The 15,155-nt window shown below is 55.4% G+C and carries 11 protein-coding genes; 9 read left to right on the forward strand and 2 right to left on the reverse strand.

The features are described from left to right. The first annotated feature begins 1,061 nt into the window (after nt 1-1,061). On the forward strand, nt 1,062-1,859 hold the full coding sequence (locus SO156_RS41755) for a class I SAM-dependent methyltransferase (protein ID WP_498538876.1): 798 nt from the start codon (nt 1,062-1,064) through the stop codon (nt 1,857-1,859). A 97-nt stretch (nt 1,860-1,956) separates the two neighbouring features. Here the strand turns inward: SO156_RS41755 and SO156_RS41760 are convergent, their stop codons facing one another. Then, nucleotides 1,957-3,354 carry an O-antigen ligase family protein gene (locus tag SO156_RS41760; RefSeq protein ID WP_498538877.1) on the reverse strand — a complete coding sequence of 466 codons (1,398 nt, stop codon included), beginning with the start codon at nt 3,352-3,354 and terminating at the stop codon, nt 1,957-1,959. A 66-nt stretch (nt 3,355-3,420) separates the two neighbouring features. Next, a complete protein-coding gene (locus SO156_RS41765) occupies nt 3,421-4,521 on the reverse strand; it encodes a helix-turn-helix transcriptional regulator (protein ID WP_498538878.1) in 1,101 nt (366 codons plus the stop codon). 1,802 nt (nt 4,522-6,323) lie between these two features. Here SO156_RS41765 and SO156_RS41770 point away from each other — a divergent pair. The 8 genes from SO156_RS41770 to SO156_RS41805 all read left to right on the forward strand — a co-directional run. Continuing rightward, nucleotides 6,324-7,520, forward strand: coding sequence for a glycosyltransferase (locus tag SO156_RS41770; RefSeq protein WP_498538879.1), 1,197 nt, complete (start codon nt 6,324-6,326; stop codon nt 7,518-7,520). Beyond that, complete coding sequence (locus tag SO156_RS41775) at nt 7,492-8,496, forward strand: GDP-mannose 4,6-dehydratase (protein WP_498538880.1); 1,005 nt, start codon at nt 7,492-7,494, stop codon at nt 8,494-8,496. The genes SO156_RS41770 and SO156_RS41775 overlap by 29 nt, the downstream gene beginning before the upstream one ends. A gap of 14 nt (nt 8,497-8,510) precedes the next feature. Then, entirely contained in the window at nt 8,511-9,233 is a 723-nt protein-coding gene (locus tag SO156_RS41780; RefSeq protein WP_498538881.1) for a sugar phosphate nucleotidyltransferase, read from the forward strand. Next, on the forward strand, nt 9,230-10,168 hold the full coding sequence (locus tag SO156_RS41785) for an NAD-dependent epimerase/dehydratase family protein (RefSeq protein WP_498538882.1): 939 nt from the start codon (nt 9,230-9,232) through the stop codon (nt 10,166-10,168). The genes SO156_RS41780 and SO156_RS41785 overlap by 4 nt, the downstream gene beginning before the upstream one ends. After that, nucleotides 10,165-10,989 (forward strand): glycosyltransferase family 2 protein, encoded by an 825-nt coding sequence (locus tag SO156_RS41790; protein WP_498538883.1) that lies wholly within the window; start codon nt 10,165-10,167, stop codon nt 10,987-10,989. Before SO156_RS41785 ends, SO156_RS41790 begins: the two co-directional genes overlap by 4 nt. Before the next feature lie 106 nt (nt 10,990-11,095). Then, nucleotides 11,096-11,914: an ABC transporter permease gene (locus SO156_RS41795; RefSeq protein ID WP_498538884.1), complete on the forward strand. Its 819-nt coding sequence runs from the start codon at nt 11,096-11,098 to the stop codon at nt 11,912-11,914. A gap of 1 nt (nt 11,915) precedes the next feature. Continuing rightward, entirely contained in the window at nt 11,916-12,695 is a 780-nt protein-coding gene (locus SO156_RS41800) for an ABC transporter ATP-binding protein (RefSeq protein WP_498538885.1), read from the forward strand. 95 nt (nt 12,696-12,790) lie between these two features. Then, the coding region (locus SO156_RS41805; protein WP_498538886.1) for a glycosyltransferase at nt 12,791-15,155 on the forward strand (2,365 nt) is incomplete at its 3' end.

Consider the following 15,155-nt stretch of genomic DNA (forward strand, 5'->3'; position numbering starts at 1 on the left):
CGGCCCTGGTTGACGCCCCGTCTGGTTTGATTTGGGATGTCTAGGCGGCCCGCGGTGAACGGCCAAAGATGGGCCATCGGCTACAAACGCAACAAAACTATTCGTGCGTGTGCAACTGAAATCGAATTTCAAAAATTGGAAACTCGGCCTGATCCACAGGGCTATTTAGGGGCGACCTCAGAAGTCTGGGACAATCTCGAGCCGATTGCCGAGATTCGGCCGTCTCACTTGGTGCCAGGTGCGATTTGGCCACCATCCAAGAGCACTGGCGTAGGACAGAGACGAATGGAAGTGCATGGTGCGCGCACGTGCCCGTCGATTAGCAGTTGTCGGCGGCTCCGTGTCCATCGAATTGTCCTTGGCGTTTAAGGAGTTGCGGCAATCGGAAAAGTCGCGCCACATTCAAAATCAGCCAATTCTCAACATAACGAGATGTAACAGCGCGGTCCGGTCAACTACCAGCAGACGCAGTTGATCTGGACGACGGACCCGCGCCACCTGCGGATTGAGCATGGTGAGGCAAGCATTTTGCGCAGGAAATCTGGCCAATCAGTCCGAGCTTACGTTGTGCGATCCAGGAGTGACGGCATGCCGACGCGAGTGAATTTGAGAGAGAACCGGCTGGCACGGAAGGAAAGAGGCCGCGTATGTTGCTAAAAGCACCAGCGACCGGCATTGCAATTGGCATTCGGCGCGAGTGGGCTCGGTTTCGAGTTTCCCCAGACAACAGGCGCAAAGCAGCAAATCGATTCGTGCGCGGCACATGCGCATAATCAATCAGAGCTTCAAGTCGACCTCGCGTCCACGCGATAAATGGTGTTCTGACCCGGAGTCTTGGTGTCGGAAGCAAAGGCGTACCGATGTGGCAGGGAAGCTCGACAATTGCGACGCATGCATCCGCGCATTCGCCTGGTCGTAGGCCTTTCACCACCTTGAGTGCGTCAATATTGGAGATCGTGAAATCTCACAGGAAAAGTGGCCCGACGCGGCGGCGACAGTGGCTTGACTTGTGGTCGTGGCTAGAGTTGGATCCCCGCCTTTCTAGCAAAGGCGTACTTCAAATGAACTCTATGGACGGGCGCGCAGAACCCGAGCGCTCACTTCCCCAGCGCGATCTCATTTTCGATCTTGGATTACACCGTGGTTACGATGCCGAGTTCTATCTGTCCAAGGACTTTCGGGTAGTCGGATTGGAGGCCGTTCCAGAAATTTGCGACCAGGCGCGGGAGCGGCTAGCACCATTTGGGACTAGATTTACGGCTGTCAATAAGGCCTTGTCGTACAGAGCTGGAGAGACGACCAAATTCTACAGCGTTCCAGGAAAGGACGATTGGGGAAGTCTGACCAAGCTTGCCGCGGAGAAGGGAATATATCAGTCCGTCGAATTCATTGTGCCAACGACAGATCTTCATCAGCTTTTCGATCAGTACGGTGTGCCGTACTACGTCAAATGCGATCTTGAAGGAGCTGATGAGCTTTTTCGTGATCAACTGGAAAAGGATGATCGTCGGCCGACTTTCGTTTCTCTTGAGATAAATAGCGAAATGGATATCGAAGTGCTGGGAAAGGCCGGTTATGATCGGGCGCAAATCGTTAATCAGTGGATGCACCCCTTTACGAAGGCGCCGCATCCGCCGGCGGAGGGAGGCTATTTTGAACGCCAATTTACCGGGGAAATGAGCGGCCTATTTGGCCTTGAGCTTCCGCCCGAGAAATGGCGCCCTGTGAGCGAAATCAGAGACATGTATCTTCGATGGAGAGAGCTCAAGGCAATGGATGAGAATCTTGCGCCTGGCTGGGTCGACGTTCATGTTTGCAAAGCCGACACCTTAAACAGTGAGCGATCAGGCACTTCATGACGTAGGTCGCTCGATGCTGCCCTGTCGATAACGGGCGCCCGGCGCCCGTCCGACCCTGTTCGGGTCAATGGGCTACGTCAAGCCCCAGGCCGATAACCTAAACTAGCCCGGTAATCGGGCATGGGGCCTGGCGCGTCGCGCTAGCTTTTTCGTGGTTGAACTGGCCAGCTGCAATGCTGACCGCGAACAGGTAGAGCCAACCCTGATAGAAATCAAAGAGGTGCGAATTCAGCAACGAACTCACCAGGATTTGTACGACAGATACCAGGCCTATCCATGCAAACAGACTCTGCTCTGGTCCGCCAAATCCCCTTCGGAATAGCCACAAGTGTGCTCCCCACATCGCGTAGAGCAGCAAACATCCTGCGATCCCCCATTGGATCGCTACGGCGAGAGTCTGATTGTGCGGATTGTCGACCACCATTGCCATTACGCCTGACTTTCCGGCAGCTTCAGTGGTGAACAATCCCTTGGTAGAGCCCGTGCCATGACCGAAGATGGGTGCGGAACGGACGAAGCCGATCGACTTGCGCCAGAATTCGAGGCGCTCCGCGCCGCCCGCCGGATGCCCGTCAACAACGGTCACATTGGCCTCGAACGCGTCGACTTCCTTGTAAATGCGTGAGATTTTGGATTGAAGATTGGGAGATGTCGCCCATAGGCTGGCGGCAAGAAGAAAAAGACTTACGAGCGGAGCCAGGAAAAGCCATCCGCGCGCGTACCTCAGTACGAGAAGCAACAGCATGGGTGGTACATAAACAAAGGCCGTTCGTGCGATATTTACATAGGCAAGATTGACGAAGAAGCTCGCCGAGACCGCGGCGAATATAATCGCTCGATCCCAGTGTCTAACACGAATGGATTCCGCCGCGAGACCGAGGAATATTACCCCAAGAAGGGCAAAGGCCTGGCTCTGGTCGATATAGTTCTTCAGCGGTATTCCTGGCTCCTTCGCCCCGACGATGTTGCTGATCTCAGGCGAAATGAACACGAGGAACGAAAGGGCAAGCAGTATCAGATTCGAAACGGTATAAGCGACAAAAACCGGCATAACACGGCGTGTCTGCCGGAAATGAAGAAAGAGGGGCAATATCCAGAGCAACTTGAGGACCTTTTGGAGCGCGTGTAGCCGCTCTGACCACGGGACTCCGTTGGCCCACGCAGTACCGATGAGAGCAAGTCCAACAAGCGCAATCGGAAGAGCGCAGGCCGGGCGCTTGAGTTCCTCGATCAACTCCCGCGACGAGTACGTGGTCAGCACCATGGGGAATAGAGAAAGCACAAGACCAGTCGTAAGCGTCGTTGACCACGGGAACGTGACGGCCAAGGTCACCGCGAAGAAATCGATAACGCCGATCCGGAGACGGTGCGCCCGAGGCTGATCACGCCCATTGCGAACGAACAACAAAAGCTTTGTCGTCTCGGTCAGACGAGACCAACGCGGTTTATCGTGAGAACTCTTCAAAGGGGTGGCCGCCTCGTCATCTAGGTACATCCCCCAACGCTCCAACAGACGTCACTCATCCGCGTCGGCCCTAGGCTAGCTCAGGGCGAGACATACCTACTCGACGAACAATTGCGTTTCAGACAACAGACGAACCACGTCCAATTGACGGTTCGTTCGAGTTTTACTCATGATTGCCTTGAGCTGCGAACGAACGGTTTGAACCGACGACTGTCTCTCCTCAGCAATCTGGTGAAGAGTTTTTCCCGTCAGCAATCCACCGGCGATGGCTGTCTCGGCCGTCGTTAAATCAAACAGAGTCTCGATAAGTGCCGCGTTGATTGTCTGGGGCAAAATCACGGGCCTCAGGATCAGCAACCATTCTGCAGAACTGAAGATGTCCCTCGCCGGCACTCGAATCGGCACGAGGTGTCCGATGCACGGCGGCTGTGCGTTCCGACTCTTGATCGGAAAGGTCAATTCCGCGCGTTCGCTCGCTATCGACCGTTCTTTCTTTAATATCGCGGCAAACACTCTGTCGGCGGCTGGATCGATGAAAGCGAGGCGTTCTGGGCGTTCGGCGACCACTTGCGGGGCCAAACTCTCGTACTCTGGATTCCAGAGCCGCAAACGCGCCTGGCTAGTCAACGCGCAGGCAGGTAGATGCAATCGTGAGAGGATATCCAGGGCGCCATGGATTCGTTCGCCGGCAAGGCGCGAGGCGGTCGAAAAAGAGCGGGTGAGGTGAGGGTGCAGCAAATTCAGCTTTTTGACCGCCGCTGCTGCGATTGGTCCCTCCTTCCACGGACGCGCCATCACGATCGCGGCAAATTCGGTTTGCGACAGTGGAAGCAGAGAGCCGCAACATGAGCCGAGCCCGCGCGGTTCGGCGAATTCTCGATAGTACTCCGTCTGTTCGAATTCATTCGCCTCGAACAGATCCCACGTGGTCATGAAGCGAGATGGACGCCGCTCCAGCATGCGTGCAGTAATGATGTCGCGGTTATTCCATCCCTCTTTAAAGTAGCTCTCAAACGTCCCCCGCGCGAGCTCGGTTGATACGAAGCTCCCGGTAGCTCTTCCGGTTACTTGAAAGACCGCGCCTTGCTTGCAGCCGGCGATCGCGCTCAATCCATTTAAGACTTGCTGCCATCGCTCGGGGACAAATGAGGCCTCATAGATGAGGTTGATTAGGCGCTTATCGGTTGAAGAGAACATACGAGCGCACGGTGCTAGATGAGCGAGGCATTTCGTCGTCGCGGTACAAGCCATCACGCGTCGAACGTAGAGTCCGCGCCCCACACGTTCTTAAGACTTTGTGGTACGGCTTTCGCGCGTTGCGCGTTCGATGCTTATGCGCTGCCAAGCTGCAAGAAAGAGATTGATATGAAAGAGACTTTAGTCATTCAGATAAAAATCTGCACGACACTAAGCCGAGCTGAGGCAGACGAAGTGCGGAGACCGCCAAGTGTCGCGCGCATACCGAACATACGGAAATGGCTGCGCGGTCGCCGTCTACCGATTGCCAGCCTTCTCATCCAATACTGGAAACTATCTGTGATTGATCATAGTACCGTTCCCCTTAGAACATAGTTCCAACCCTAAAGCCCTTTAATCACAGTGAGAAACCCCGGTTAATCCCCCATATGGGGGAGGCGCTCAAATTGTATTCAGCGCCGCACCGTTTGAACCTGATCAACCGTAGATTGGCCGCCTCGCGGCGCGAAAATAACTTTCTGAAATCGTCATCGATCAGAGAGTACCGTATCGCGGCCGTCCCGGCGGTTAAGAGGCGCACCTTGTTCGCAGTAACCGATCGATTGGAGGTCATTGCAATGATGCTGGTCATTGTGCATCAGATCTGACCTCTGATTGCGCTGCACGCGTTGACCACGACATCGGTCATCTCGCGACGCAGTCGTCGAGCCCAGATCCATCGGGCGCTCGCTGACAGGGCCCGTCGCTCGTACGAGACATTCGCTGAGTGCAAATTGGGCAGACCACGCGATGAACTGGATCGGACTTGTTGTGGCTCTGGCCATAGGCACCATTATCGTCGGGGTCGTCACCGATGCGGGCATGACGAAGTGTCGTGCGGGCTCATTGTACGAAATGCTGCATTTGTGCGACCTTGATGAGCCAATATTGAAGACGAGGCCATTCGATTGTCGATTTAAGCTCGGCCATTGTTAGCGATTGAAGATAGGTGCAATTACGGAGGTGTGACAAAGGTGGGGCTGTTTTCAATTAGCGCATCCGCGCTTGACAGCACAGGTGGCTCGCGCTGACGCTCATCCGGCGCGGATCGATCTGATAATGCTGGCTAGCTTGCTCGCCTATCCAGAGCGGTTTGGTCAAGTCTCGTTGGTATTCTGCGTTATGGACCGCAAGGTCGCTGAATTTCTGCGACATTTAGCTCTAGAGATCGTAGATCTGCGCGACTCCTCCGGTTAAGGGAAGGGTTTTGAAAGTTTAGTGAGTGCGCTGAAGGAATTGAAGATGGGCGGACAGCACGGGCGTCGCCAAACATTTAATCGCCGCTGACGCAACCAGCGCCGGCAATGCAGGGCTCAGCCGCCGGTTTGCCGGTTGTTGCCAGCAGTGGCCCATCATGTTGAACGGGCAGCAATGTGGCGGGCGCTTTGTTGACGCCCTCAGCTGATACACCGGCTTGCCGCGAGAGACTTTGGCGTGGGTCTAGGCGCATCGGGGATCATTTCACCCTTCATCCGATAAACGTTTGGTCGAGCATGAGCGGATCGCCTCGTCTCGAAGTCGCAACAAACAGCCGCGCTCCGTCGCTTGAGGGGGTTGTTTCTGCTTGTGCACGCTAATCATCGTGAATGCCTACACCGATCCAAAGCTTCGCAATCTACCTCATTTGAAGGATTCACTCGCCGTCGCGCTGCGCCTAAGACAAGGCGAAACTTTGGCGAGCGACGTCTTTCCGATGCTGAATAGCAGCATGGTCTGGGAGGACATCAGCGCTGTATTTGATTGGTTGGGGCGCGGGCGTGGGGTTGGGCGACAAGAAGGCGCGGAGTAAGCCTCGGCTATTGTATGTCGTGGCAGAAGATAAGACCTTTGCCACACATTTTATGGAGACTGCTCTTGCAGCTCGTGCGGCTGGGTTTGAGGTTGTGGTCGCAACGTGCGTGGCCGAGCACAAGGAGGTCATCGAGCGTTGCGGTGTCCGTGTGGTCGAGATGCCGACCGATCGCGCGTCGCTTTCGATTGTTTCCTTGTTTCGCTCGGTGCTGCGTCTCAGCGGTATCCTATCGGATCTACGACCGGACCTGGTTCATGCCCTGCAGATAAGGTCCGTAATTCTGCTCGGCTTGTTGCGGCTGATTGGTCAGCGCTATCCCCTTCTCGCGTCTTTCACGGGCCTCGGATATTTGTGGGGCCTTCGCGGGTGGACGGGAAACATAGTCCGCCGATTTATTCGACTGCAGACAGCCTGGATTGCTCGCGACCGATCGGCGCTCGTTTCCTTCGAGAACGCGGATGATCGTTCGGAGTTTCCGCGTCTACGAAATTGTATCGTTCTTGGCGGATGGGGCGTTCAGGTCGAGCCAGCTCGGCTGGCGCAACAACGGCCTGAAGGGCCTGTGCGCGTTGCCTTCTTGGGCCGGATGCTCAGGGCCAAGGGCATAGAGGACACCGTAAAAGCAGTGCGACTGGCGCGAGAGCGCGATCAGCGAATTGAGTTGGAGCTTTGGGGAAGTCCTGACCCGGGTAATCCAACAAGCCATACGGAAGAGGAGCTCATCCATCTTTCTTGTGTCGAGGGCGTGAAGTGGAAAGGTAGTGCTCCCCACGTCGAGGCGGTGTGGCAGCGTGCCGATATCGCGATTCTCCTGTCGGAGCGCGAAGGGTTGCCGCGCGCGCTGATTGAGGCTGCAGGCCACGGCGTCCCAATGATCGCGACGGACGTGCCCGGCTGCCGCTCTGTGGTGCGAAATGAAATCGACGGCCTGTTGGTGCCGTGCAACGATCCACAGGCGACGGCAGAAGCGATCGTCCGTCTCACGCAAAATGCGATCGTTCGCAAGCAAATGGGGCGAATGGCACGCGAAAGATTCGAGACGACATTCTCAACGGATGCGGTCGTTCCGAGGATTCTCGAGATCTACGTAAGTCTCATAGCTTGCCACAAGTACGCAGCCTCATCGGAAGTCTTTTGCAATGACCAATCTCGCCCAATTTTTCCGTAGAAAAAGGGTTCTCGTCACAGGTGCTGGCGGATTCATAGGAAGCCAGCTTACCGAAGCTCTCGTCAGGGCGGGGGCTGACGTAACCGCGATGATCAAGTATAGCTCTTCTCCGGGATGGGGAAATCTCGAGTACTCGCCGCCTGATCTGAAGAATTCGATCAAGGTTGTTGCCGGGAATATTGAAGACCAAGAATTCGTCACTCAGGTTGTGCGCGAGCAAGAGATTGTATTTCACCTCGCCGCTCTGATCGCGATTCCATATTCCTATATCGCGCCGCGGAGCTACGTCCGCACAAATATCGAAGGCACGTTGAATGTTATCGAGGCGGCACGACGGCTGGGTGTTGCGCGGGTCGTTCACACATCGACATCGGAGGTTTACGGAACGGCCCTCGCAGAAACGATCGACGAACGACATCCCCTCCAGGGACAATCACCTTACTCTGCGTCCAAAATTGGAGCTGACAAGCTAGCTGAAAGCTATTTTCGATCGTTCTCAACACCAGTGGTGACGCTCAGGCCGTTTAACACGTTCGGGCCGCGACAATCCGCGCGGGCCTTCATTCCGACGATCATCTCGCAGGCCGCGACACGTGAGGTCATCGAGCTCGGATCGCTCGATACATTGCGAGACATGACGTTTGTGGACGATACGGTGGCTGGCTTCCTCGCAGCTGGAGCTGCCCCGGGAATTGAAGGTGAAACAATCAATCTCGGCACCGGTCAGACGTTGTCCATCAGTTACTTTGCAGAGCGAGTACTGTCTCTGATGAACGTCAAAAAGCGAGTCGTTCAAGATCCAAAGCGAGTCCGTCCTGCAGCGAGTGAGGTGCTTCGACTCCTCTCAAATAATGAAAAGGCTCAACGCTTGCTTGACTGGAGACCTCGAACTCCGATCGACGAGGGTCTGAAGCGCACAATTAGCTTTGTGACGACACACATTGGCGCTTATCGCGCGGACACCTACAATATTTAGCAAAGACGCGTTTCATGACTAAAGCGCTCATTATGGCCGGCGGGAAAGGTACTCGCTTGAAACCTTTCACGGCTTCGTTTCCAAAGCCGCTGGTACCGTTAGGCGACCTGCCGGTTCTGGAACTATTGCTGCGACAATTGAAGAGAGCCGGTATCGACGAGGTCCTCCTTTCGGTCAATCATTTGCATCACCTCATAAGAGCATTTTGTGAGGATGGTTCGAAGTTTGGTCTCGCAATCGATTACGTAATGGAAGACAAGCCACTTGGGACCGCCGGGTCGCTGGCCCTCGCGTTAGACAGGCTGGGCGACAACTTTATCGTTGCGAATGGAGATCTACTTACAAACTTCGACGTAAGCAAAATGGTTCATGACCATTGCAAGCAACCAACTGCGGCCTCGATCGCTGTATTCGAACGCAGAACGAAGATGGAATTCGGTCTGGTCGAGGTTGACGCAGGTATGCGGCTAACCGGCTATCGCGAGAAGCCCACTTACTCACATTTGGTGAGCATGGGGCTTTACGTGATCAATCGATCGTCGGTGGAACCACATCTGGTGCACGGCAAGTTCCTCGATATGCCTCAACTGATGCAGAATCTGATTGAGTCCGGCAAGTCCGTAATGTGCCGATCGCAAGATTGCATATGGCTCGATATCGGCCGACCAGAAGACTACGCAGCGGCGCAGCAACTGTTTGAACAGCGACGCGAGCTTTTCTTAGGGGCTGACCAATGACGGTCGCGCTGGTTACGGGTGCCAACGGCTTCTTGGGACGTCATGTCCGGCGGGAGTTGACTATGCGAGGCATCAAAGCCGTCGCGTTGTACAGATCATCAGCTCACGTCGACCAACATTCGCTTCTGCTTGCGGAGACACCTAGCCGACAGAATCTAGCCAAAATTCTGGATGGTGTCGCACCATCGATCGTCTTTCATTTGGCGGGCACAACCCGCGCTGACACGCCCGAAGGCCTTTATCAGGCAAATGTCCTCTTCGCTGCCCATCTTCTAGAGGCCGCCTTGGACACAGGCCGTTTGCCAATCGTCATCCTGGTTGGAAGTGCAGCCGAATACGGGCTGCCGAGGCGTACAGATTGCATGGTGCGGGAGACGGACCCCTGCACTCCGCTGACCGCGTACGGCATTTCGAAACTAGCACAGACATTTCACGGGCTGTCCCAAGCTTCCCGCGGCCTTCCGGTGATTGTGGCAAGGCTGTTTAATCCGATAGGGGTCGGCGCACCACGAACAACCGCACTCGGAAGTTTCGTTGATCAACTCGCAACGACACCCCCGAAGGGACGTACCCTGACAACTGGACGGCTCAACGCCGTCCGAGATTTTGTTGACGTTGTGGATGCTGCACGCGCTCTCGTCGATCTAGCTGAAGCTCCCAACGCGACAGGCCAAATCGTCAATATTTGCACGGGCATCGGCACCAGCGTTCAACACCTGGTCAATCGCCTAATCGCACTTATTGATGCACCAATTATTCATGAGATCGATGCAACCCGCGGCGGCGCAAGTGACGTCCATGCGGTTATCGGCGACACGGGCCGCCACAGGCAACTTGGCATCGCGATTCCCCCTCTAGATATAGACGCGATTTTGTTTCGGATGATTTCCGCCGCCTCGGCGGGGAACGAGACGCGCCAGCGAGTCCTGCTTTGAGGACAACCTCCGTCAGCGTAATCATTCCAACATATCGCGACGGCGATGCGTTGCGCCGCGCGCTGGCATCTGTGGCCGACCAGTCTCTTCGACCGCGTCAAGTCATCGTGGTGGACGACGCAACCGGAGACGACTCCGCCGACAAGATTTGCGCTGAGGCCCGAATTCCAAACATCAAGTTGCTTAAGCTGCCCCGCAATACTGGTCCGGGCGGGGCTCGAAACGCTGGTATCGCGGCAAGTACCGAGGCGTTTTTAGCCTTTCTCGACGCGGACGATGAGTGGCATCCGGAAAAGCTGGAACGTCAGATGGTTATCATGCGCGGACCGGGAGCGCCACTTCTTAGCGCGCATCGCAAAGGGTTCGACGGCTTGCCGTGGCCGAACCCCGAGGGGCCGCTGGAAGCAAGATCCATCACGCGATGGGCAATCTTAGCCTCGAACGTGGCCTCGATCTCGACGGTCGTAATACAACGGGAAGCCGTCAAATACCTTTTCCGGCCGAGCTACGCTTGCGAGGACTATTGGTTCGTCGCTGCAAATATCCTTTCTGGCGTCAAAGCGGTCAGGATTAAGCAGATGCTCGCACGGGCCCATAAACCGGCATTTGGGGCAGATGGTCTCAGTGGTCAGCTGTATGCCATGCAACTTGGGGAAATGTCCTGTCACTTCTCCCTCTGGCGCGAGGAGCTGATGAACGTGTTTGAATATGTGCCCCTCATCGTTTGGACGCTTGTGAAATATCTGCGGCGCATTGCCTTCGTCGAGCTGCGTAAAATCGGAGCCCTCGTGATCCAACTGAAAGGTGAGAACAAGACGTGATGCACCGACGGCAAAGAAGACGCTACCTATCTGTCGGCACCGTCCTAATCACGGGACGTTATTCGGTCTTGCGCGCCCGGTTGCGCTGCCCTGAGCGGGTGCTCCCTTGACCGCGAACAGGTTTTCTTCCGTCAGGAAAGCACGCGGCTCCCTTGCCGTGGATGACGTGAAAGCCGCCATCCGACAGCGGCAACTGTGGCTTCGCCTAGGATGGAACGATGTCTTGCAGAGATATCGGCGCTCGGTACTCGGTCCGCTTTGGCTCACAGTGAGCATGGCGATAATGATCATCTCTCTCGGGGTACTCTATGCCAAGATTTTCCAAAGCGCCGTAGATGAGTTTCTTCCATATCTTTGCGTCGGCTTCTTGGTCTGGGGCTACTTCTCCAGCTTTTTGATCGAATCCGGCTCGTTATTCATCTCATCCGAATCCTACATCAAACAGATCAAGCTTCCCTTCTTTTCATACGTTTTTCGTTCAACCTGGAGCAAGATCATCATCTTCGCCCACAATTTTATCATCTACCTGGGGATGATAGTTTATTTTAAAATCTGGCCGGGTCTGCCGGCTTTGCTTGCAATTCCCGGCTTTTTGCTCCTGACCGTCAATGGCGCTCTAGCGACCATGTTCATCGGTATGGTTTCAACGCGCTTCCGCGACATTCCGCAACTGGTCAATTCCTTCGTCCAAATCGCGTTTTTTGTTACCCCCGTCATGTGGAAGTCCGACGTGCTTAAGGACGGGAGCTTTGTTGCGGACTGGAATCCCTTCTACCATTTGATCCAGATCATGAGAGCGCCTTTGTTGGGTTACGTGCCCTCAACCACGACCTATTTGGCAGTTGTGGCGATAACACTGATCAATCTTGCGGTTGTCGGACTGCTCTTTAGACGATACCGCGAAAGAATATCTTATTGGGTCTGAGATGTTGGATTTGACAGAAGCAAACGACGAGCGGTTGTCACTTGACGATGTCAGTGTTTCGTTCCCGATCTACAGTGGGGGATCGCGGTCGCTGAAGAACGGTCTCCTCTACCGAGGATCGCGGGGGCGAATTGCGAGCGATGCGAATGACCGGATCGTAGTGCAGGCTTTGCGAAATGTGTCGCTCCGGTTCGCCTCCGGCGATCGCATCGCCCTTATCGGCGCAAACGGTGCTGGTAAGACGACTCTGCTGCGCGTTATGGCGGGCATATACGAGCCGTGCTCGGGAGCGGTCCGCGTTTCAGGGCGAATTTCGCCAATGTTTGATCTTGGGCTGGGTATCGACCCGGAGCTGAGCGGGCTGGAAAACATAAAGCTCCGCGGACTCTTGTTGGGCCTGCAGCCCGAGGAAATCGAGCGGTTGATACCCGAGATTGGAAACTTCACCGAGCTCGACGAGTATCTTGAATTGCCCGCACGCTCCTACTCATCTGGCATGTTGACAAGGCTCACATTCGCGGTTGCAACGTGCTTTGCACCCGAAATCCTTCTGATGGACGAATGGATACTCGCGGGTGATGCCAGGTTTTTAGCCAAGGCGGAACGCCGCCTGGAATCCTTTGTCCACGATGCGAGCATTCTGGTCTTGGCCTCGCACAACGAACAAATTTGCAAAACTTGGTGCACCAAGGCGGTCTGGCTCGACGGCGGGCAGGTCAAACGGGTCGGCGATATCGACGAAATCATTGCAGCCTATCGCGATGAGCTGCGTTCCAGCTGATAGCGAGGACGGTTCGCCTAACGAGCTCCGGTTTCAGACGCCGACGTCGGTAACAAGTACCATCCCATTCCACAACAAGAGCGCGCGCTGATCTCATGAATATCCACGGCCCGACCGGCAGCTTCAGTTGCAATGCGTGTCAGGGACAGAGCGCCACGCTAATGGCCAGACGGAAGGACAATGTTGCAGTTCTTCGCTGTGAAAGCTGCGGTCTAGGTGTCATTGAAACCATACCAGACGACCTAGGGATATATTACGACGACGCCTATTATGGCGCTCAGAAGGTCGATGGATCAGTCGGATACAACGACTACCAGTTGATGGCCGAACATGGCCTGTCCTGGGCGGCGGAGCTGGTCTGCCGGTTGAAGCGCGGGGGCAAGATTCTCGACATCGGCTGTGCGGACGGCACTCTTCTCAAGAGGCTCCCGAACACGTTTGACCTCTATGGCATCGAAGTCAATGAACAGATGATTCAACGGTCCGTAGAGGCCAACATAAGGATCCTCGGGCGGGATCTGCTCGACCCAAGCATCCTCGAAAACCATTGGCACGACTTCGACTGCGTAACAGCAGTCGCCGTATTTGAGCATCTCCCGGACTTTCGCCGCGGAATTGAAGCTGCACTTAATCTGCTCAAACCAGACGGTATTTTGCTGTTCGAGGTACCTTACATCTCCGAGAACCACGAAAACAAGCTCTGGTACGAGAGTTCGCTGGAGCATGTGTTTTACCCCTCGGGCGAGTCACTGCGTTTGCTCATCGAACAACTCGGATTTCACCTAGTCGGCGGCGAGATCTATGTTCGTGATTTCGCATCCAACTTCATTGGCGTCGTATTTCGCGATAGCGAGATGGCCAGCCACATCGAGGAGTTGTTCGCAAGCATAACCAGGACCGAGGGCCGTGTATTCGACCGGAACCTGAGGGTTACCCGTCAGCGGCTGATGCTGGTTCACGCGGCCAACAGTACCCCCGATTTGATTGCTGGGTTGCCTGATCTCCTGCAGACGTCTGCCGACGCGCCCCTGTTGAATCGAATCGAAAAGCTCTGGGCGGACGATTTGCGGCGACTTGCCGCAACGCGCGCTGAAACCGGTGCACTTGCGGCAAGATATGCAAGTCTGGTTCGTGATGGCGAAGAAGTGGCTGAGGCGAAGGAAGCCCAGATAAGGGGCCTCTATGAGCAACTCAGTCAGGAAACTGAAAAATACGCTGCGCTGGCGCGCGACAGTAGACAGAGAGCGGGGGCGCTGGAATCCCGGATAGAACAAGTTTCCCACCAACTCGAAGAGGAGCTTGCAAGTTCTGCAAAGCTGGCGCGTGACAGCCGGGATAAGGTTGGGGCGTTGGAGGCACAAATTGAAGACCTCTCCAGCCAACTCAGCCATGAAATTGCAAAGCACGCAGCGCTGGTGCGAGACAGCAAGGACGCATCAGAAGCACTCGAGGCTCGATTGAATTTTGTCTCGAGCGAGCTAGATCGCGCCGTCGCCCAAAATTCCGCTCTGGAACGACATGCCAAGGCGGAGATCCAGGACTTGGCCTTACACGTCAATTCACTGTCAAATCGGCTCGCCCGCTCTACTGAACTGAATGTTATCGCTGAAAGGGAGCGGGCGCGTCTCGCCGCCCATATTGCACTGCTGAAAGAAAGTTATGCGGACCTCAATCAATCTGCTGAATGCCAAAAGAATTCGAAAGAGCTGGAAGTGGCGCGGCTAACAGAGAATATCAGGGCGCTTGTCGACCAAAGCACGGCGTTTCGTGCCGAGATCGACCAAATTCTTCGTAGCACAGCTTGGAAGTCGACCGCGATGTTGCGCCGGGCGGGGCACAGGCTCCCACGCATGGCTCGCGCGACGCGCCGCGCACTCAAGCTTCTCAAATGGACTGCAAACCTGGAGCTGCGCCAGAGGTTGTCCGAGGCGATCCAAGCTCGACGAAAGCGTCGGGCCGAGGAAATGGCCGCGCGCAAAATGCCGATGCCTAAGCTGGTGTTCGATGCGCGTACCTGCCTCGACGGATATGTCGAGGCGACCGAGAATACTGAACTGTGGCCCGCGGACCGTCCTCTCGTGACGGTTGTTGTCACGTCATTCAACTATGGCCGTTTTGTTTCAGAAGCGGTCGATTCGGTCCTGGCGCAGACCTTTCAGGACATTGAAGTGATCGTGGTCGAAGGCGGCTCCAGCGATCCTGAATCTCGCGAGCGAACCCTATCCCTTGAGAGACCCAAGACAAGAGTTATTGCCCAAGCAGAACCGCACCAAGTCGGAGCCAATCGAAACTTCGGCATACGCAACGCGCGTGGCAAGTACATTTGCTGCCTGGATGCCGATGACTTGCTCAAACCAACCTATATCGAAAAGGCCGTGTTCCTGCTTGAGACCTATGGATATGACGTTGTCTCCTGCGCGATGCAACAATTCGGGAGCACTAATGAAAAAATCGGAATTC

It is taken from the genome of Bradyrhizobium sp. UFLA05-125, from assembly GCF_059803515.1.

What these genes read in the sequence shown, in the direction of transcription:
- SO156_RS41755 (WP_498538876.1), top strand. Translation starts at nt 1,062, where the DNA reads ATGAACTCTATGGACGGGCGCGCAGAACCCGAGCGCTCACTTCCCCAG.
- SO156_RS41760 (WP_498538877.1), bottom strand. Translation starts at nt 3,354, where the DNA reads ATGTACCTAGATGACGAGGCGGCCACCCCTTTGAAGAGTTCTCACGAT.
- SO156_RS41765 (WP_498538878.1), bottom strand. Translation starts at nt 4,521, where the DNA reads ATGTTCTCTTCAACCGATAAGCGCCTAATCAACCTCATCTATGAGGCC.
- SO156_RS41775 (WP_498538880.1), top strand. Translation starts at nt 7,492, where the DNA reads ATGACCAATCTCGCCCAATTTTTCCGTAGAAAAAGGGTTCTCGTCACA.
- SO156_RS41780 (WP_498538881.1), top strand. Translation starts at nt 8,511, where the DNA reads ATGACTAAAGCGCTCATTATGGCCGGCGGGAAAGGTACTCGCTTGAAA.
- SO156_RS41785 (WP_498538882.1), top strand. Translation starts at nt 9,230, where the DNA reads ATGACGGTCGCGCTGGTTACGGGTGCCAACGGCTTCTTGGGACGTCAT.
- SO156_RS41800 (WP_498538885.1), top strand. Translation starts at nt 11,916, where the DNA reads ATGTTGGATTTGACAGAAGCAAACGACGAGCGGTTGTCACTTGACGAT.